The sequence below is a fragment of the Streptomyces sp. NPDC005004 genome (assembly GCF_053600675.1).
In genome coordinates, this window is the sequence record NZ_JBSGAH010000006.1 from 181,577 (window position 1) to 198,886 (window position 17,310).

Here is a 17,310-nt window from a genome sequence, read left to right on the forward strand (position 1 = left end):
CGCAACGCCCGAGGGCCCCGTTTCCGGATGGCGGAAACGGGGCCCTCGGGCGTGCTGCGGAAGGATCAGAAGCGGCGCGTGATCAGGGCGCGCTTCACTTCCTGGATCGCCTTGGTGACCTCGATGCCACGCGGGCAGGCGTCCGTGCAGTTGAAGGTCGTGCGGCAACGCCACACGCCGTCACGGTCGTTGAGGATCTCCAGGCGCTGCTCACCGGCGTCGTCGCGCGAGTCGAAGATGAAGCGGTGCGCGTTGACGATGGCGGCCGGACCGAAGTACTGGCCGTCGTTCCAGAACACCGGGCAGGACGAGGTGCACGCGGCGCACAGGATGCACTTCGTGGTGTCGTCGAAGCGCTCGCGGTCCTCGGCGGACTGCAGGCGCTCACGCGTCGGCTCGTTGGTGTCGTTGGTGACCAGGAACGGCATGACGTCCCGGTACGCCTGGAAGAACGGGTCCATGTCGACCACGAGGTCCTTGAGCGCGGTCAGGCCCTTGATGGGCTCGACCGTGATCGGCTTCTCGGGGTTGACGTCCTTGATGAGCGTCTTGCAGGCCAGCCGGTTCTTGCCGTTGATCCGCATGGCGTCGGACCCGCAGATGCCGTGGGCGCAGGAACGCCGGAAGGTCAGCGTGCCGTCGTGGTCCCACTTGATCTTGTTGAGCCCGTCGAGGACGCGCTCCTTGGGGTCCATCTCCAGCTGGAAGTCCTGCCAGTGGACGTCCGGCGAGACCTCCGGGTTGAACCGGCGGATGCGCAGGGTGACCGTGATGTAGGGGGACGCGGCGGCGGCCGCCTCCGCCTTGTCCAGAACAGGGGTAGCCATCAGTACTTACGCTCCATCGGCTGGTAGCGGGTCTGGACGACCGGCTTGTAGTCGAGACGGATGGTCTCCGAGCCGTCGTCGCCCTTCTCGCGGTACGCCATCGTGTGGCGCATGAAGTTGACGTCGTCGCGGTTCGGGTAGTCCTCGCGGTAGTGACCGCCGCGGGACTCCTTGCGGGCGAGCGCGGAGACGGCCATGACCTCGGCCAGCTCCAGCAGGTTGCCCAGCTCGATGGCCTCGAGCAGGTCGGTGTTGAACCGCTTGCCCTTGTCCTGGATCGCCACGTTCTCGTAGCGCTCGCGCAGCTCGGCGATCTTCTCGACCGCCGTCTTGATCGTCTGCTCGGTGCGGAACACCATCACGTTGGCGTCCATGGTCTCCTGCAGCTCCCGGCGGATGTCGGCCACCCGCTCGGTGCCGGTGGAGTTCCGCAGCCGCTCGATCTGCTCGACGACGAAACCGGCCGGGTTCTCCGGCATCTCGACGAAGTCGACCGTGTGCGAGTAGTCGGCGGCGGCGATGCCCGCGCGACGGCCGAACACGTTGATGTCGAGCAGGGAGTTGGTGCCCAGGCGGTTGGCGCCGTGCACGGAGACACAGGCGACCTCGCCGGCCGCGTACAGACCCGGGATGACGGTGGTGTTGTCCGCCAGGACCTCACCCTCGACGTTGGTCGGGATGCCGCCCATGGCGTAGTGCGCGGTGGGCTGGATCGGGATCGGGTCCGTGTAGGGCTCGATGCCGAGGTAGGTGCGCGCGAACTCGGTGATGTCCGGGAGCTTCGCGTCGAGCTGCTCCGGCGGGAGGTGCGTGAGGTCGAGGTAGACGTGGTCGCCCTCGGGACCGCAGCCCCGGCCCTCGCGGATCTCCGTGTAGATGGAGCGCGAGACGACGTCGCGGGAGGCGAGGTCCTTCATGACGGGCGCGTACTTCTCCATGAAGCGCTCGCCGTCCTTGTTGCGCAGGATGCCGCCCTCACCGCGGGCACCCTCGGTGAGCAGGATGCCCATGCGCCAGATGCCGGTCGGGTGGAACTGGAAGAACTCCATGTCCTCCAGCGGGATGCCCCGGCGGAAGCACGCGGCCTGGCCGTCACCGGTCAGGGTGTGCGCGTTGGACGTCACCTTGAAGAACTTGCCGGTGCCGCCGGAGGCGTAGATCACGGACTTCGCCTGGAAGACGTGGATCTCGCCGGTGGCCAGCTCGTACGCCACCACACCGGCGGACGTCTTGACGCCGTCGACCTCGGTGATGAGCTGGTCCAGGACGTAGAACTCGTTGAAGAACTCCACGCCCTCCTTGACGCAGTTCTGGTACAGCGTCTGGAGGATCATGTGGCCGGTGCGGTCGGCCGCGTAGCAGGACCGGCGGACCGGGGCCTCGCCGTGGTTGCGGGAGTGACCGCCGAAGCGGCGCTGGTCGATCGTCCCGTCGGGCGTCCGGTTGAACGGCAGGCCCATCTTCTCCAGGTCGAGGACGGCGTCGATGGCCTCCTTCGCCAGGATCTCGGCGGCGTCCTGGTCGACCAGGTAGTCACCGCCCTTGACCGTGTCGAAGGTGTGCCACTCCCAGTTGTCCTCCTCCACGTTGGCGAGCGCGGCGGCCATGCCGCCCTGCGCGGCGCCCGTGTGGGAGCGGGTGGGGTAGAGCTTGGTCAGCACGGCGGTGCGGCTGCGCTTCGTGGACTCGATGGCCGCGCGCATGCCCGCGCCGCCGGCGCCGACGATGACGGTGTCGTACTTGTGGATCTTCATGATTCTCGCAGCCCCGTGCCTAGCGGATGTTCGGGTCGAAGGTGAAGATCACCAGCGTGCCCAGCAGGATGGTGAACACCGTGGCGGTGTAGAGCAGCGCCTTCAGCCACAGGCGGGTGTTCGCGCGCTCCGCGTAGTCGTTGATGACCGTGCGCAGGCCGTTGGCGCCGTGCAGCATCGCCAGCCACAGCATCGCCAGGTCCCAGACCTGCCAGAACGGGGACGCCCAGCGGCCGGCCACGAAGGCGAAGCCGATCTTGGAGACGCCGCCGTCGAGCACGAGCTGGATCAGCAGGTGGCCGATGACGAGGACGACCAGCACGATGCCGGACAGGCGCATGAAGAGCCAGGCCGCCATCTCGAAGTTGCCCCGGGTGGACTTCGGGGTCTTCTTGGTGCGCGTGCGCGAGCGCGGCGCGTCGAGGTTCAGCGCGTAGGCGTCTTCGAAGCCTTCCGCGGAGGAGCCCGTCAGATTGATCTCAGAGGTGGACATCGGCGTCAGCTCCCGAACAGGACACGAGCGGCGTGGCCGAGGACGGGGTAGAGCGCGCCCACCATCAGGACGAGCCAGACACCGACGACGGTCCACAGCATCTGCTTCTGGTAGCGCGGCCCCTTCGACCAGAAGTCGACGGCGATGACGCGCAGACCGTTGAGCGCGTGGAAGAGGATGGCGGCCACGAGGCCGTACTCCAGCAGCGCGACGATCGGGGTCTTGTACGTGGCTACGACCTTGTCGTAGTCCTCGGGGGAGACACGCACGAGAGCGGTGTCCAGCACGTGAACGAACAGGAAGAAGAAGATGAGGACACCGGTGACTCGATGAGCCACCCAGGACCACATACCTTCCCGGCCGCGGTACAGCGTTCCAGCCGGCACGGAAGAACCCTCCGGGTGCGGGGACTAGGGCCGCGCCGGCTTCACTGTCGGTCGGGCCCGGCCGGGTACGGTCCACCGGCCCTCAGCATCGTATCCATGACGTGCGCCAGGGCCGACGGGGGGCCGGTCTGTGTGATCCACCCCGCACCGCACGGGTGACCGACACCACCCCGGAACGGGTCCGGGGCCGAGGCCGGTCCCGCCGATCACGGCGCGGGCTCGGGATGCGGACCGCCCGCCCGCGGGGGTGTCGTCGAGGGGCGGGTTCACCGCCCGGCTTCGCCCGCGCGGTGCCGCCCCCGGCGCGGCGGCGTCCTTCCCCGCCCGGCATCCGGACGGCGCCGGCCCCGCTCACCTGGGAAGACGCGGCGCCGGTGCGCACCCGCGCCGTGATCCGCGGACCGGTTCTACGCGTGGGGGCGGGGCGCGTAGTGGCTGGCGGTGCGGCAGCCGGTGGGGCCGAGGTGGGCGGCGAGACGGTGGCGGGCCAGGCCGCGCAGTTCCTCGGCCACGATCACCCGTTCGTCGTCCGGATCGTTCGTCAATCGTGACCGGATTCCTTCGAGGACACGGTCCGGCAGCTCCTCCGGTGGGGTGTCGCCCGGAGAGATGACGAAAACATGGCCGAATCGCGCCTCGTAGGCGGCGTGCGCGGCGTCGAGCGCGGTGTGGGCGGCGGAGTACGTCCCCTCGGGCAGCCGGGGCAGGGACTCCCCGGCCAGGGCCTCGGCCAGATCGGTCTGGTCCAGGTCGTACGCCGCCTCGTCCGCCGCCGCGAGCAGGGCGGGCAGGTCGGGGTACGGGCGGTGCTCGGCGAGCCGGTCCGCCCAGCGCGAGCTGCGCAGACAGCGCTCCAGCAGGGCGCGGGCCTCGTCGGCGGGGGCCAGGTTGAAGGCGTCGAGGGGGGTGGGGAGATACGGCGAACGGTGCGCAGGCAGCGTGGGTCCTCGCGTCACGTGTGGTGTGGGGCAGGGGGATGCGTCAGATGTGGCAGGGGAACGTGTGAAAGGTGTGCCGACACGTTATCGAGAGTGGTCAGTGTGTGTCCGACGGATGCCCGATTTTCACTCGGACGGGAGAGTTTCGGAAACTCTCGATGACGGGTCCGCGCCGGTTCGGTCGTAGGTTGGGGTCGTGAGCCAGCACAGGCGCCGTACGACGGCGCGGCAGGTGAAGCGGAAACGGGCGGTCGTCGTCGCGGCGGTCGCCGGGACGGTCGTGGCCGGCGTGGGCGTCGGCGTGTGGGCCTCATCGGGCGGCGGCCCGCCCGGCGGCTCGGACGTGGCGAGCGTGGGCGACAGCCCGAGCCCGTCGCCCACGCGGAACTATCCGCTGTCGAAGGCGCCGCAGACCATACCGGCGGTCCGCGCCCACACCCCGGCGCACGGCCCCGGGTGGCGGCCGGCGCGCGGCGACCGGGTGGTGGTGACCGACCCGGGGCTGGCCGACGAGGGCAAGCTCATAGCCGGGGAGCTCGGCCTGAAGTACGCCGGGCAGCAGAAGGACACGCGCTCCGGTGACCTGCGGCTCACGCTCGGCGGCAAGGGCGCCGGCCCGGAGTCGTACACCATGACCGTGCGCGACGGCCGGGTGGAGATCAGCGGCCCCGCCGACGCGGGCGTGTTCTACGGCACCCGGACCCTCAAACAGGAGGTGCACGGCGGCGGTTCCGCCCCCGAGGGCGTCGTGAGGGACGAGCCCGCCAAGCAGGTGCGCGGCTTCATGCTCGACATCGCGCGCAAACCGTTCTCCGAGTCCTGGATCGAGGACCGGATACGCGAACTGGGCGATCTGAAGTTCAACGAGCTGGGACTGCACTTCTCCGACGACCAGGCGTTCCGGATCCAGTCCACCACCCACCCCGAGATCGTCTCCAAGGACCATCTCACCAAGGCGCAGGTCAAGAAGATCATCGACCTCGCCGCCGCCCGGCACATCACGGTCGTCCCCGAGATCGACTCGCCCGGCCACCTCGGCGCCGTCATCGCCGCCCACCCCGACCTCCAGCTCCGCAACGCGAGCGGCACCCCGACGCGGGGCGCGATCGACATCTCCAACCCCGCCTCCGCCAAGATCGTCGACGATCTGCTCAACGAGTACTCCGGGCTGTTCACGCAGAAGCAGTGGCACCTCGGCGGTGACGAGTACCAGGCGCTGACCGTCTCCGACCCGGAGACCTCGTACCCCCAGCTCGCCTCCGCCGCCCGCAAGGCGTACGGCCCGGACGGCTCCGTCGCCGACCTGGCCACCGGCTGGCTCAACGACCGCGCCGCCACCGTCCGGGCCCACGACCGCACCATGCGGGCCTGGAACGACGGCTTCCTGCGCGACACCTCGATCCAGCCCGCGGGGGACCTCCGGGTCGCCTACTGGACCGGCAAGGAGATAGGCGCCCGCCCGCCGGCGGAGTATCTGAGCGCGGGCCGCAAGGTCATCAACTACAACGACGAGTACCTCTACTACGTCCTCGGTGAGCCGCAGACCTTCGTCTACCCGACCGGGCAGCGCATCTACGAGCAGTGGACCCCGCGCGTGATCCGGGGCACCGACCCTGTCCCGGCGCGGTACGACGGGCAGATCCTCGGCGGCTTGTTCGCGGTGTGGTGCGACTTCCCCAACGCGCAGACCGAGGCGCAGGTCGCCTCCGGCATCCGGATGCCGCTGCGGGCGACCGTGCAGAAGCTCTGGGACCCGGGCCAACCCCCCTTGTCCTGGGATCGGTTCAGGCAACTCGCGAATCGGCTGGACTGACCTCCTGACGGAACGTATGTTCCAGGTAAAGCCGTCGGCGGGCCCGCTCGCCGGCGGCTTCCCGGTGCACACCGGCCTGGGGAGGGCGGTGTCGCGCCGTCGGCACCGTATCGGGGGGTAAACCTTCATGACCTGCACCCATTGCGGCCGTCAGCCCGCGTCCGCCGGAAACACGCTGTGCCCGGAGTGCCTCGCCGCGGGGGCGCATCCGCCGTTCGCGCCCGCCGAGCCGCCGCTGGCGCCGCTGCCCGGCGCACCGTCCGGACCGCCGCCCGGCGCACCGTCCGGGGCGGCGTACGACGCGCGGTACGCCGCGTCCTTCGCGCTCCCGCCCGGTCTCGCGCCGCGCTCGCCGGTCGGGCTGGGACGGGCCACCGTCACGCTCCTGGCGCTCGTCGGCGTGGCCGACCTGTTCGCCGTCTGCGCGGACGCGCTGCAACTGGACAGCGCGAGCAAGGGCCGTCCCTCCGACCTGGCCGACCTCGCCACCGGACTCACCGGCGGCGCCCAGGTGTTCGCCACGATCGCGGCGATGGTCGTCTATCTGTGCTGGCTGTACCGGGTGCGGGTCAACGCCGAGGTGTTCGACCAGTCCGGGCAGAGCCTGAAGCGGGGGTGGGCGATCGGCGCGTGGTTCTGCCCGATCGTCAATCTGTGGTTCCCGCGCCGGATCGTGCTCGACATCTGGAACACGAGCGCGCCCCAGGGCCGCCCGGCCGGACACCGGCTGATCGACCTCTGGTGGGCGCTGTGGCTCGTCTCCCTGGTCGCGGACCAGGCGACGGCCCGGTTCGACGGCGGCGCGGACGCCGTGTGGGAGGCGCGCGTGATGCTCTTCGCCGACCTCGTCGACATCCCCGCCGCCGTACTCGCCGTGCTGGTCGTGCTCCGGCTGACCCGGATGCAGCACCAGAAGGCGCTCGCCGTCCCGTTCGCCCCCGTTCTTGGCTGAAAACCGGCGACTGTGACACTCCCGGGCCGTCGCACGCAGTAAGGGGAAATGCGGGCTCCGTACAGACGGCGCCCAGGCGAGGGGAGATTCCATGAGCCTGGTGGAACTGATCGCACAGGCCGACGCGCGCGGGCTGGCCGCCAGTGGGCTGGCTTGTTCGGATCGGTGCGTCCCCCTGCTGTATGAGGACGACGAACTGCTGCGCCCGCTGTGGGCCCACCTCGCCGACGGCTCCGACTGGTCCGAGAGCCTGGAGAAGACCCGGGCCGCGCTCGGCGCGGTCGACCCCGGCGAGGACGAGGCGGCCCTGCTGGTCCGGCGGATGCTGGAGACGGCACCGGCCGAGCGGTCCGGCGAGGCGCTGCGCGAGTGGGCCGACGCCTGCTCGCTGGCCGCCCTCCAGGTGCACCGGCTCCTCGACCCGGCCACCGAGGACACCGCTCCCGCCGCCGGCGCGGCCGAGGACCGCCACGGTGGTACGGACGAGACGTCCTCCCCGCTGGTCGCCGCCGAACTCCGGCGCCAGACCGTCGTCCTGGAACTCCTCGCCGAGCACGGCGTGGGCGGGCTGCGCCGCGCCCTGGACGTGTCGATCGAGGGGCGCCGCATCCTCCAGGCGGTGGTCTCGCGCCGGGCGCGCAGTCAGGGCTGAGCGGATCGGGCGTAACGGTTCTTCAGGGCGCCCCGCCGCTCAAACCCCCTCGCGTGGGCGGGAACTGTGATCGTCCCGGGGTGGCGGTGCGGCGGTCCTGCGCCGGTTCCCGGAACGGCCCGGATTCCTGTTACGGCCGGGGCTCCGGGACCGCTGTCCCCTGTGTGACAGCCCCGTACCCCACTCCCGCGTACCCGTCCGCCCCCCTGGACGCCCGTCCCGCGCGCTGGGCCGCCGACACCGTCGCCGCGCTCCGCGAGGGGGCCCGGCTCCGGCTCGACTACACCGCGCGCAGCGTGTGGCGCGTCGACCGCGTGATCGACGAGATACGCCGCGACGGCCCGCCGTACGAGGCCGTCCGTCGCGTCCTGCGCGGCTTCGGCGCCTACGCCGGCGAGGTGATCGCCCGCCAGACCGGCGCCGAATGGTGGGCCACCGACGGCGACCCGTGCCTGCGCACCCCCGACGGCCGCCTGTGGACCCCGATGGACGAGGCCCGCCGCGCCTACGAGGGGGACGGGTCGCTGGGGCTGTTGTGCCGGGAGGCGATCGCGGGGCGCTGACCCCCGGTCGGCCGTGCCCCGCCTGGGGGGTGCCGCGGGCCCGCGAAGATCGGGGAGACGCCCCTTAGGGCCGGGCGACGAGAATGGTCAGACAGGCCCTAGCGGGCGGGTCCGATCGGGCGAAGGTGGTTCTCGGCGAGGTCGCGCAGTTCGTCGCGGGTGCGGGCGGGGTCGGACGTGGCCTCGGTGGCGCGATCGCCGGGGAGGTAGCGGACGCCGTCTATCTCGCAGATCAGCGGTCCCGCGCCGGTGTCGCGCACCAGGGCCTCGCCGACCGGCGCGGGTCCGCCGACGGTACGGCGCCCGGTGCCCCGGGAGCGGGAGATCGGCTGGAGGTACCGGGGCGCGGTCACGTCCCCGCCCTCCGGCCGGAACAGGACCAGCACCATTTCGCCGGGATCGCGGCACAGGCGGACGTACCGCATGGGCTGCCAGGCGTCCTTCCCGTCACCCGTCCGCGCGGCCCGCAGGACCGGACCGCAGAGGGGGACGCGGTCGGTCACGACCCAGCCGATCCGGGCGAGGCACACGATGCCGACCGTGCCGAACAGCGGGAAGCGCCAGTGCCCCAGGTGGAAGTGGTCGTCCAGGACGGCGCTGCCGGAGAACGCCAGCGGGTACCAGGCGGCGGTGCCGAGGACGGTGGCCGCCACCCAGGCCCACGGCGCCACGGACGTACGGCCGGGGCCACGGCGCGGCGGGGTCACCCGGGGTCCGGGCCGATGGCGATCGGCGTGCCGGGCCGCGGCGGCGAGGCTCGCGTAGCGCAGATCGTCCCCGAGAGCGGGCCACTCCTCCTCGTCCGCCTCACCGTCCGCGACCACGTGCGGCAGGGCCACCGGCCCGGCCCGGCGCGCCAGCCGGACGCGCCGGGCGCACAGCAGCGGGTTGACCACCAACGCCCCACCCAGACCGAGCAGTCCGGGCACACCTCCGAGTACGGCGACCACGCGCGGAGTGACCCCGGTGTCCACGGCCTCACCCAGGAACGGCCAGGGAAGCGCGACGACCGCTGTGCGGTCACCGGCACGCAGGGCCCCCGCGTCACAGTCCACACTCGCCCGCTCCACCCCGCCGTCCCAGGCGACCGTGCAGTCCTCCTCGTCCCGGTCCACCCGCACGACCTCGGCAGCAGTGTGCTTCCCGAACGCCACGACGTCCGCGGCGACGAGCCCCACGAACAGACCCACCGCGAGCGCGAACACCGCCCACGACGGCGCGACCGGCAACCGCGGCCGGCGCCCGCCCACGGGACCCGGCCGCGGCTCCTCACCCAGCCACGCGCCCAGCGTCCACGCGTCATGCGTGGCCAGCCCCAGCCGCACCACCCGCCCTTGAGGCGTCCGATACCGCAGGCGGACCCTCTCGACGGCGGGCCGGTCGACGGTGGAGACCGTCGCCCCCAGAGCCTCCCCACCACGCGGCAGCGCGACGGCACCCCCGGTCCGGTCAAGGAAAACGGGCCCGTCGAGCCGAGGATCGACCAGCAACCACCCCTTGCGCCCATCGAGCCGCCCCCGGAAGTGCACGGGCCGGCCCACGCCCAACGCGTGCCGCCTCCGCCCAGCCGCCCACCGGGCCAGCCCGGCGACGACCAAGGGCATCACCACAAGCCCCACAAAGGTGCCCACCATCGAATTCCGTCGTCTCCCTCGTCGTACGTGGACGGAGCAGCGTACGGGGGCTGCCGGAAGGGACGTTGCAGCGGGCGGGAGGAGTGACGTCGAAGCGACGGCCGGGGCCGCCACCCCCCACAGGAGAGGCCCCGGCCGTCGCGGGTGGCGGGTCTGGGTGCGGCCCGCATCTCGTACAGCGTCGGGAGTGCGGCTTGTGTCACACCCAATGGATCACGAGTCAGTTGCATCTTCTACAGACATGGACGGGGCGCTGTTTCAGGCCGTAACGTGCCTTTCGCGCCGACCACCAGACAGGCGTAAGGGAGTGCGGTGCAGGGGGACGACGCGGAGCTGACCGCCGCGGTGCGCGCGGCCCAGGGCGGTGACGAGGAAGCCTTCCGCACGGTGTACCGCGCGGTGCATCCACGGCTGCTCGGCTATGTGCGCACGCTGGTGGGGGAGCCGGACGCCGAGGACGTCACGTCCGAGGCCTGGCTCCAGATCGCCCGCGACCTCGACCGGTTCAGCGGTGACGCGGACCGCTTTCGCGGCTGGGCCGCCCGGATAGCCCGCAACCGCGCCCTGGACCACATACGGATGCGCGGCCGCCGTCCGCTGATAGGCGGCGACGAGACCGAACTGACCGGCCGCGCCGCCGAGTCGGACACCGCCGGTGAGGCGATGGAGGCACTGGCCACCGACGGCACCCTCTCGCTCATCGCGCGTCTGCCGCAGGACCAGGCCGAGGCGGTGGTGCTGCGCGTGGTGGTCGGCCTGGACGCCAAGTCCGCCGCCGAGACGCTCGGCAAGCGCGCGGGAGCGGTACGCACCGCCGCGCACCGGGGACTGAAGCGCCTCGCCGAACTCCTCGGCCCCGACCCGGAGTCGGCCGGTGGACTCGACGCGCTGCCGCCCCAGCGAGGACCCCGCGCCCGTACCGTCGCGCCCGCGAGTGTGACGCCTGCGCGTGCGCGGACGCAGAGGGACATGTGATGGCCGACGAGCACGACGAGTGGCTGGACCTCGAGACGTCGGAACGTCTGCTGAACGGCGAGCCGCCGCGATCTTCCGGCGACCGGGTCCCCGACGAGGGTGCCCGGCTGGCGTCCCTGCTGGCGACACTCGCCGACTCCGCAGCTCCGGCGAAGGACGAACTCCCGGGCGAGGAAGCGGCATTGGCGGCGTTCCGGGTGGCGCGGGCAGGACGTGCGGCCGGCAGTCCCCCGGCGGCCGAGGCGCCGGGGGGAGCCGCTCTCGACGCCTCCGCGTCCCAAGCCGCCTCCGCGGCAACCCCGTTCCACCGCCTCGACGCCGGCGTCGTCCACATCGGCGCCCAGCCGCGGCGCCCCGTGCGTGCGCGCCACGTGCGGTGGGGGCGGCCGGTGCGGATGGCGCTGGCCGCCGCCGTGGCCGTCGGGACGCTCGGCGGGGTGGCCGTGGCAGCCGGGAGCGGAGTGCTGCCCGGGCCGTTCCGGCAGGGGCGGCCCGACCCCGGGGCGTCCGTGTCCGCCGCCGCGACGCCGGGGCGCTCCCGGCTGCCGTCGTCTCCGGGACCGTCCGGCGACGCCGGGCCCACCCCCGGCGCGAGCGAGTCCGCCGACCCCGGTCACGCCCCGCCCGAGGCGGCGGGCGGCGCCGGCCAGGACACCGGCGAGGCGACCGACCCCGGCACCGGGTCCCGCAGGCCCGGCGCCCGGTGGCGGGTGGCGGTCGCGGCCTGCCGCGATCTGCGCGCCGGGCGGGAGCCCGAGGCGGGGCGCCGCCGTGCGCTGGAGGGTGTCGCGGGCGGCTCGGCGCGCGTGAAGGCGTACTGCACGGCCGTGCTGTCGGGGCGCCGGAACGGTCTGCCGGTCGTGCCCGTGCCCGGCGGTCCGGACACCGAGGGCCCCCTCGGCCACTTCGGCCACGGCCACCGGTCCGACGGCACGGGCGGATCAGGCGACGGCGACAACGACGGCCACGCGGGCTCCGGTGACGGCCACACCCGGAAGGGCCACGACCGCACCCTCCGCCACCGCACCGGTCTCGCCTCCCCCGTCCCCTCCACCTACGTCCTCCCCGCCGCCCCCAGCTCGGCGGACCTCCCCACAGGCACCCCCAGCCCGACCTTCAGCACCCTCTGACCTGCGGTTTTACCCAGAGCGGAAATTTCTTCGGCAAAGGTGTGACGTTTCTGGAGCCGGTGGCGCAGTACAGAGTGAGCCGACTGGTCATCGGCCGTCGCACTGAGCCGGGGTTCCCCCCGTACCCACGGCTCGTGCACCCGGCGCGGGCGGGACATGTTCCCCCGGTCCCGCCCGCGCCCCGCTTCACCCGCTTCACCAGGAGACGACAACCTTGTCGCCCACCCTCACCTGCGCGAACAGCGAGGCGATCGCCTGCTCGTCCCGCACGTTGACGCAGCCGTGCGAGCCGCCCGCGTAACCGCGCGCCGCGAAGTCGTACGAGTAGTGCACGGCCTGTCCGCCGCTGAAGAACAGGGCGTACGGCATGGGGGAGTCGTAGAGCGTCGACACATGGTGTCGTGACTTCCAGTAGACGTGGAACACACCCTCGCGGGTGGGTGAGTACTGCGAGCCGAAGCGGACGGACATCGTGGAGAGGGTCCGGCCGTTCGTCATCCAGCGCAGGGTCCGGCTGGTCTTGTCGATGCACAGCACCCGGCCGGTCAGACAGCGAGGATCGGGCGCGGCCGCGGGCTGGCCGCCCATCAGATACAGCTCCCACTTGCCCGGCCGGTGCGTCATCGCCACCAGCCGCTGCCAGGTGGCCGTGTCCGTACGGCCCGTCCTCGGCAGCCCGCGCTTGCCCTGGAAACCGCTGACGGCCTTCTCGGTCAGATCGTCGTAACTCCCGGTCGGCCCGTCGAAGAGCCAGTCGAGCTGCCGCAGCCGCGCCTGCAACTCGCGCACCCCGAAGCCGCTGTCGCCGCGCGACCACAGCACACGGGCACCGGCGACGGGCGCGGCGGACGTGCTCGTACGCGGCGCACCCGACGGCAGCTCCACGTGCAGCGGCGAGCGGTGCTTGCCGTCGGCGCCGTCCGGAGGCGCCACCGTGCAGCCGCAGAGCGCGGCGAGGGCGGCGACCGAGGCGAGCACGACGGCGGTTCTCCCCGGATTCCACATGCCCGGATGCTTCCCCGCGCGCCCCGCGTCGAACTACACGGCAGGGTGGTACGGGGGACGACGGACACCTCCCGGAGGCGGCCATGGCACGGCACACGGAGTCGGGGCAGCCCATCGAGCCGGTGTACGGCCCCGGCGACCTCGCGGACTGGGACCCGGCCGAGCGACTGGGCGAGCCCGGCGCGTACCCGTACACCAGGGGCGTGTACCCGACCATGTACACCGGCCGCCCCTGGACGATGCGCCAGTACGCCGGGTTCGGCACCGCCGCCGAGTCCAACGCCCGCTACCGCGAGCTGATCGCCCACGGCACCACCGGTCTGTCCGTCGCCTTCGACCTGCCCACCCAGATGGGCTACGACTCCGACGCGCCCCTCGCGCACGGCGAGGTCGGACGGGTCGGCGTGGCGGTGGACTCCGTCGAGGACATGCGGGAGCTGTTCGACGGCATCCCGCTGGACCGCGTCTCCACGTCCATGACGATCAACGCCCCGGCCGCCGCGCTGCTCCTGCTCTACCAACTGGTGGCCGAGGAGCGGGGCGTCCCCGGCGACCGGCTGACCGGCACGGTCCAGAACGACGTCCTGAAGGAGTACATCGCGCGCGGCACCTACATCTTCCCGCCCCGCCCCTCCCTCCGGCTGACCGCCGACCTGTTCGCGTACTGCGCCGCCGAGCTCCCGCGCTGGAACACCATCTCCATCTCCGGCTACCACATGGCGGAGGCGGGTGCCTCGCCCGCGCAGGAGGTCGCGTTCACGCTGGCGGACGGCATCGAGTACGTCCGCACGGCGCTCGCGGCGGGCATGGCCGTGGACGCGTTCGCGCCCCGGCTGTCCTTCTTCTTCGTGGCGCGCTCCACGCTCCTGGAGGAGGTCGCCAAGTTCCGCGCCGCGCGGCGCATATGGGCCCGGGTGATGCGCGAGGAGTTCGGCGCGCGCGATCCGAAGTCGTGGATGCTGCGCTTCCACACCCAGACCGCCGGGGTCCAACTCACCGCGCAGCAGCCCGAGGTGAACCTCGTCCGGGTCGCCGTGCAGGCACTCGCGGCCGTGCTCGGCGGCACGCAGTCGCTGCACACCAACGCCTTCGACGAGGCCATCGCCCTGCCCACCGACAAGAGCGCCCGCCTCGCCCTGCGCACCCAGCAGGTCCTGGCGTACGAGACGGACGTCCCCGCGACGGTCGACCCCTTCGCCGGCTCCTACGCGGTCGAGTCGCTGACCGACGACGTGGAGGCGGCAGCGCTGGAGCTGATGGACCGCGTGGCGGAGCGGGGCGGCGCGGTCGCCGCCGTCGAACAGGGCTTCCAGAAGGGCGAGATCGAGCGCAACGCCTACCGGATCGCCCGCGAGACGGAGGAGGGCGAGCGCGTGGTCGTCGGCGTCAACCGCTTCCGCCTGGACGAGGAGGAGCCGTACGCCCCGCACCGCCCGGACCCCGGCATCGAGACCCGGCAACGGGAGCGGCTGGCCCGGCTGCGGGCGGAACGCGACACGGGGGCGGTGGAGTCCGCGCTGCGCGCGCTCGGGGAGGCGGCGCGGGGCACGGGGAACGTCCTGCCGCCGATGAAGCGGGCGCTGCGGGAGCGGGCGACGGTGGGGGAGGTGTGCGAGGTGCTGCGGGGGGTGTGGGGGACGTACGTCCCGGCGGACGTCTTCTGAGGGCGGGCGCGGAGCGGGAGCCGCGGCCGGGAGCTGCTCCGGCCTGCTGGGACCCTCGCCATAGGCACGGTCGGTGGCCCGTGCGACACTCCCTGCATGTTCGGCGTCATCGATCTCCCCACCTACCTGGCAGGGCTCGTCCTGATCGTGCTGCTGCCCGGTCCCAACTCGCTCTACGTCCTGTCCGTGGCCGCCCGTAAGGGTGTGCGCGCGGGCTATACGGCCGCCGCCGGTGTGTGGTGCGGCGACACCGTGCTGATGACGCTGTCGGCGGCCGGTGTGGCCTCGCTGCTCCAGGCGAACGCGGTGCTGTTCGGGATCGTGAAGTACGCCGGTGCCGGCTATCTGACCTGGCTCGCGATCGGCATGATGCGGGCCGCGTGGCAGCTCTGGCGGACCCGGCGCGAGGCTGCCGTGGCGGAGACGGGCGAGCAGGCCGCGGCGGACGAACGGCCGTTCCGGCGGGCGCTGGTGGTGAGCCTGTTCAACCCGAAGGCGATCCTGTTCTTCGTCGCCTTCTTCGTCCAGTTCGTGGATCCCGGTTATGCCTACCCGGCCCTGTCGTTCGTCGTCCTCGGCGCCTTCGCCCAGGCGTTCAGCTTCCTCTACCTCACCGCGCTGATATTCGGCGGCACCCGCCTGTCGGCCGCCTTCCGCCGCCGCAAGAGGCTGTCGGCGACGGCCACTTCGGCGGCGGGGGTGCTGTTCCTCGGCTTCGCGGTGAAGCTGTCGCTGGCCTCCGCCGTCTAGGAGGCGGTCCGGCCGACGCGGGTCAGGTAGTCCTCGATCCCGTCGGCCGAGTCACCCGCCCAGCCCACGTATCCGTCGGGCCGGACGAGGAAGACGCCCGGCCCGTAGGAGGCGGGGGCCGCCGGGAGCGCGCGGATGCCGTCGTGCGGGGCGGGGGCGCCGAGCAGGGTCCAGTGCGGGCCCCGGAAGGCGTCGAAGAGGCGCACGCCGTCCACCCTGCCGTCCGGCGCGCGGTCGCCCGCGCGGACGCCGGAGGGGGCCCGGCGCGTGTCCTCGCGCAAGGCCGAGTCCGGGTAGCCGACGCCGAGCTGCACCGTGGCCCTCCCGCGCCGGACCTCGCCCCGGTGGACGCCGGTGGAGAGGTCGAGCACGGCGGCGGCGTTGGCGCGGCGGGCGGTCAGCGCCGCCCGCACCGCCTCCATGTACACGATCGGCTTCGTCACCGAGGAACAGGGCGTACGCCCCCTCCCCCGTGAACCGCGCGAGGGCTACGACCTCGCCGAACGCACCCGGCGCCTGGCGGAGTTCCCCTTGGCGGCCGAGGCGGGACCGTTCCTCTTCGAGAACTACGACGAGCAGTTCGAGGAGGGGCTGGCGGTGATCGTGGCGGGGATCGGGGCGCGGTACGGGATCGGCTGAGGTCAGCCCTTGAGAGCCCGGCGCAGGCGGGGGCCGAACGGTTTCTCCACGAAGCGGTGCAGCAGCCAGGCCAGTGCCAGCATCGCCGTCACCGTCAGGCCGAGCGTCGGCCAGGGTGCGAGGCCGAGGCCGCGGTGCAGTATCCGTACGGCGAACCAGCCCAGGTGCTCGTGCACCAGGTAGAACGGGTACGTCAGCGCGCCCGCCGTGACCAGCCACGGCCAGGACGCCCACCGGGTCCAGCCCAGCGCGACGACCGCCACCGAGGCGAAGGCCAGCGTGACCACCAGGACGATCACCACCGGGTGCCGGGTGAAGTCGCCGTGCGCGCCCGGATGCCACAGCCCGCGCACGGCCGCGCTCTGCCCGAGCAGCCAGGACATCACCACGATGCCCCAGGGCAGCGGGCTGCTTCCGAAGCGGTGGATCAGATGGAGCGCGAGGCCGCCGACGAAGAACGGCGCGTACTCCGGCATGACCACCGCGTCGGTGAGGGCGTTGCCGGAGGTGGTGGAGAGCGCGGCGGCCAGCGTCCAGACGCAGGCGAACAGCACCACCCGCCGGTAGGTCACCCCGCGCACGACCACGAACAGGGCGAACAGCGCGTAGAAGCGGACCTCCGCCCACAGCGTCCAGCACACCCCGAGGATGCGGGTGGCGCCCATCGGCTGCTGGAGCATCGTCAGGTTCACCAGGAACTCGTCGGCCCGTACGGGCTTCACCACGACCGGCAGCACGAAGGCCGCCGCGGTGACCAGCACCAGCGCCACCCAGTACGCCGGGTAGAGCCGGGCCACCCGCGAGCGGAAGAAGTCGCCGAGGCCGCGGCCCCAGCCGCTCATGCAGATCACGAAGCCGCTGATCACGAAGAAGAACTGCACCCCCAGGCAGCCGTAGGGGGCCACCTGGGAGAGCCGGGGGAAGACCTCGGACGGGCTCTGGTGCCAGGACTCGGAGATCGTGCCGCCGCGTCCGGCGTAGTGGTACAGACACACCATCAGCGCCGCCACCAGCCGCAGCCCGTCCACGGCGAGCAGACGCGTCCGCGGCCGGGTGACGGCGGACTCCGGCGGACTGACGAGGGGGGCCGTGTCGAGCTGCGGTGTGGCGGTCATGAGCCGGGTCCTGGGGGTTG

Annotated in this window: 17 protein-coding genes and 1 pseudogene; 9 read left to right on the plus strand and 9 right to left on the minus strand. The window is 72.5% G+C overall.

What is annotated here, in order from left to right:
* Positions 1 to 65: 65 nt before the first annotated feature.
* From ACWEEU_RS10490 to ACWEEU_RS10510, 5 genes are all read right to left on the minus strand, one after another.
* Complete coding sequence (locus ACWEEU_RS10490) at positions 66 to 827, minus strand: succinate dehydrogenase iron-sulfur subunit (RefSeq protein WP_385750977.1); 762 nt, start codon at positions 825 to 827, stop codon at positions 66 to 68.
* Positions 827 to 2,581 (minus strand): succinate dehydrogenase flavoprotein subunit, encoded by a 1,755-nt coding sequence (gene sdhA / locus ACWEEU_RS10495; RefSeq protein WP_385750975.1) that lies wholly within the window; start codon positions 2,579 to 2,581, stop codon positions 827 to 829. Before sdhA ends, ACWEEU_RS10490 begins: the two co-directional genes overlap by 1 nt.
* Positions 2,582 to 2,600: 19 nt before the next feature.
* Positions 2,601 to 3,074 (minus strand): succinate dehydrogenase hydrophobic membrane anchor subunit, encoded by a 474-nt coding sequence (locus ACWEEU_RS10500; protein ID WP_018544066.1) that lies wholly within the window; start codon positions 3,072 to 3,074, stop codon positions 2,601 to 2,603.
* A gap of 5 nt (positions 3,075 to 3,079) precedes the next feature.
* A complete protein-coding gene (gene sdhC / locus ACWEEU_RS10505) occupies positions 3,080 to 3,460 on the minus strand; it encodes a succinate dehydrogenase, cytochrome b556 subunit (protein ID WP_078495794.1) in 381 nt (126 codons plus the stop codon).
* A 407-nt stretch (positions 3,461 to 3,867) separates the two neighbouring features.
* Positions 3,868 to 4,416 (minus strand): 2-oxo-4-hydroxy-4-carboxy-5-ureidoimidazoline decarboxylase, encoded by a 549-nt coding sequence (locus ACWEEU_RS10510; RefSeq protein ID WP_385750973.1) that lies wholly within the window; start codon positions 4,414 to 4,416, stop codon positions 3,868 to 3,870.
* A gap of 214 nt (positions 4,417 to 4,630) precedes the next feature.
* Between ACWEEU_RS10510 and ACWEEU_RS10515 the strand changes: the two genes are divergently transcribed.
* The 4 genes from ACWEEU_RS10515 to ACWEEU_RS10530 all read left to right on the plus strand — a co-directional run bounded on the left by ACWEEU_RS10515 (position 4,631) and on the right by ACWEEU_RS10530 (position 8,378).
* The gene (locus tag ACWEEU_RS10515; protein WP_451731025.1) at positions 4,631 to 6,211 is read left to right on the plus strand and encodes a beta-N-acetylhexosaminidase; all 1,581 of its coding nucleotides are present in this window, start codon (positions 4,631 to 4,633) and stop codon (positions 6,209 to 6,211) included.
* Positions 6,212 to 6,338: 127 nt separating this feature from the next.
* Positions 6,339 to 7,163 (plus strand): DUF4328 domain-containing protein, encoded by an 825-nt coding sequence (locus tag ACWEEU_RS10520; RefSeq protein WP_451730757.1) that lies wholly within the window; start codon positions 6,339 to 6,341, stop codon positions 7,161 to 7,163.
* A 91-nt stretch (positions 7,164 to 7,254) separates the two neighbouring features.
* On the plus strand, positions 7,255 to 7,815 hold the full coding sequence (locus ACWEEU_RS10525) for a hypothetical protein (RefSeq protein WP_385750969.1): 561 nt from the start codon (positions 7,255 to 7,257) through the stop codon (positions 7,813 to 7,815).
* 164 nt (positions 7,816 to 7,979) lie between these two features.
* Complete coding sequence (locus ACWEEU_RS10530; RefSeq protein WP_451730760.1) at positions 7,980 to 8,378, plus strand: hypothetical protein; 399 nt, start codon at positions 7,980 to 7,982, stop codon at positions 8,376 to 8,378.
* 98 nt (positions 8,379 to 8,476) lie between these two features.
* Here ACWEEU_RS10530 and ACWEEU_RS10535 read toward each other — a convergent pair whose 3' ends face one another.
* Entirely contained in the window at positions 8,477 to 9,868 is a 1,392-nt protein-coding gene (locus ACWEEU_RS10535) for a hypothetical protein (protein ID WP_451730763.1), read from the minus strand.
* 456 nt (positions 9,869 to 10,324) lie between these two features.
* Between ACWEEU_RS10535 and ACWEEU_RS10540 the strand changes: the two genes are divergently transcribed.
* Together ACWEEU_RS10540 and ACWEEU_RS10545 are read left to right on the plus strand one after the other, a co-directional pair.
* Positions 10,325 to 10,987 carry an RNA polymerase sigma factor gene (locus tag ACWEEU_RS10540; RefSeq protein WP_385751110.1) on the plus strand — a complete coding sequence of 221 codons (663 nt, stop codon included), beginning with the start codon at positions 10,325 to 10,327 and terminating at the stop codon, positions 10,985 to 10,987.
* Entirely contained in the window at positions 10,987 to 12,117 is a 1,131-nt protein-coding gene (locus tag ACWEEU_RS10545; RefSeq protein ID WP_451730766.1) for a hypothetical protein, read from the plus strand. Before ACWEEU_RS10540 ends, ACWEEU_RS10545 begins: the two co-directional genes overlap by 1 nt.
* A gap of 195 nt (positions 12,118 to 12,312) precedes the next feature.
* Here the strand turns inward: ACWEEU_RS10545 and ACWEEU_RS10550 are convergent, their stop codons facing one another.
* Positions 12,313 to 13,122, minus strand: a complete 810-nt coding sequence (locus ACWEEU_RS10550; protein WP_451730769.1) for a L,D-transpeptidase family protein — start codon at positions 13,120 to 13,122, stop codon at positions 12,313 to 12,315.
* Between the two features lie 83 nt (positions 13,123 to 13,205).
* On the opposite strand from ACWEEU_RS10550, the gene ACWEEU_RS10555 reads away from it, so the two are divergent.
* Together ACWEEU_RS10555 and leuE are read left to right on the plus strand one after the other, a co-directional pair.
* A complete protein-coding gene (locus ACWEEU_RS10555) occupies positions 13,206 to 14,786 on the plus strand; it encodes an acyl-CoA mutase large subunit family protein (protein WP_451730772.1) in 1,581 nt (526 codons plus the stop codon).
* Positions 14,787 to 14,882: 96 nt separating this feature from the next.
* Complete coding sequence (gene leuE / locus ACWEEU_RS10560; RefSeq protein WP_385751121.1) at positions 14,883 to 15,536, plus strand: leucine efflux protein LeuE; 654 nt, start codon at positions 14,883 to 14,885, stop codon at positions 15,534 to 15,536.
* Here the strand turns inward: leuE and ACWEEU_RS10565 are convergent.
* A pseudogene (locus ACWEEU_RS10565) lies at positions 15,533 to 15,928 on the minus strand (aromatic-ring hydroxylase C-terminal domain-containing protein); the annotation flags it as partial. The gene leuE and the pseudogene ACWEEU_RS10565 sit on opposite strands and share 4 nt — an antisense overlap.
* Positions 15,929 to 15,956: 28 nt before the next feature.
* Between ACWEEU_RS10565 and ACWEEU_RS10570 the strand changes: the two are divergent.
* The gene (locus ACWEEU_RS10570; protein WP_451730775.1) at positions 15,957 to 16,175 is read left to right on the plus strand and encodes a TetR/AcrR family transcriptional regulator C-terminal domain-containing protein; all 219 of its coding nucleotides are present in this window, start codon (positions 15,957 to 15,959) and stop codon (positions 16,173 to 16,175) included.
* A 2-nt stretch (positions 16,176 to 16,177) separates the two neighbouring features.
* On the opposite strand, the gene ACWEEU_RS10575 is transcribed toward ACWEEU_RS10570, so the two are convergent.
* Positions 16,178 to 17,290: an acyltransferase family protein gene (locus ACWEEU_RS10575; protein ID WP_451730778.1), complete on the minus strand. Its 1,113-nt coding sequence runs from the start codon at positions 17,288 to 17,290 to the stop codon at positions 16,178 to 16,180.
* Positions 17,291 to 17,310: the final 20 nt, after the last annotated feature.

What these genes read in the sequence shown, in the direction of transcription:
- ACWEEU_RS10520 (WP_451730757.1), top strand. Translation starts at nt 6,339, where the DNA reads ATGACCTGCACCCATTGCGGCCGTCAGCCCGCGTCCGCCGGAAACACG.
- leuE (WP_385751121.1), top strand. Translation starts at nt 14,883, where the DNA reads ATGTTCGGCGTCATCGATCTCCCCACCTACCTGGCAGGGCTCGTCCTG.
- ACWEEU_RS10550 (WP_451730769.1), bottom strand. Translation starts at nt 13,122, where the DNA reads ATGTGGAATCCGGGGAGAACCGCCGTCGTGCTCGCCTCGGTCGCCGCC.
- ACWEEU_RS10500 (WP_018544066.1), bottom strand. Translation starts at nt 3,074, where the DNA reads ATGTCCACCTCTGAGATCAATCTGACGGGCTCCTCCGCGGAAGGCTTC.
- ACWEEU_RS10555 (WP_451730772.1), top strand. Translation starts at nt 13,206, where the DNA reads ATGGCACGGCACACGGAGTCGGGGCAGCCCATCGAGCCGGTGTACGGC.
- ACWEEU_RS10545 (WP_451730766.1), top strand. Translation starts at nt 10,987, where the DNA reads ATGGCCGACGAGCACGACGAGTGGCTGGACCTCGAGACGTCGGAACGT.
- sdhA (WP_385750975.1), bottom strand. Translation starts at nt 2,581, where the DNA reads ATGAAGATCCACAAGTACGACACCGTCATCGTCGGCGCCGGCGGCGCG.
- ACWEEU_RS10490 (WP_385750977.1), bottom strand. Translation starts at nt 827, where the DNA reads ATGGCTACCCCTGTTCTGGACAAGGCGGAGGCGGCCGCCGCCGCGTCC.
- ACWEEU_RS10525 (WP_385750969.1), top strand. Translation starts at nt 7,255, where the DNA reads ATGAGCCTGGTGGAACTGATCGCACAGGCCGACGCGCGCGGGCTGGCC.
- ACWEEU_RS10575 (WP_451730778.1), bottom strand. Translation starts at nt 17,290, where the DNA reads ATGACCGCCACACCGCAGCTCGACACGGCCCCCCTCGTCAGTCCGCCG.
- ACWEEU_RS10570 (WP_451730775.1), top strand. Translation starts at nt 15,957, where the DNA reads ATGTACACGATCGGCTTCGTCACCGAGGAACAGGGCGTACGCCCCCTC.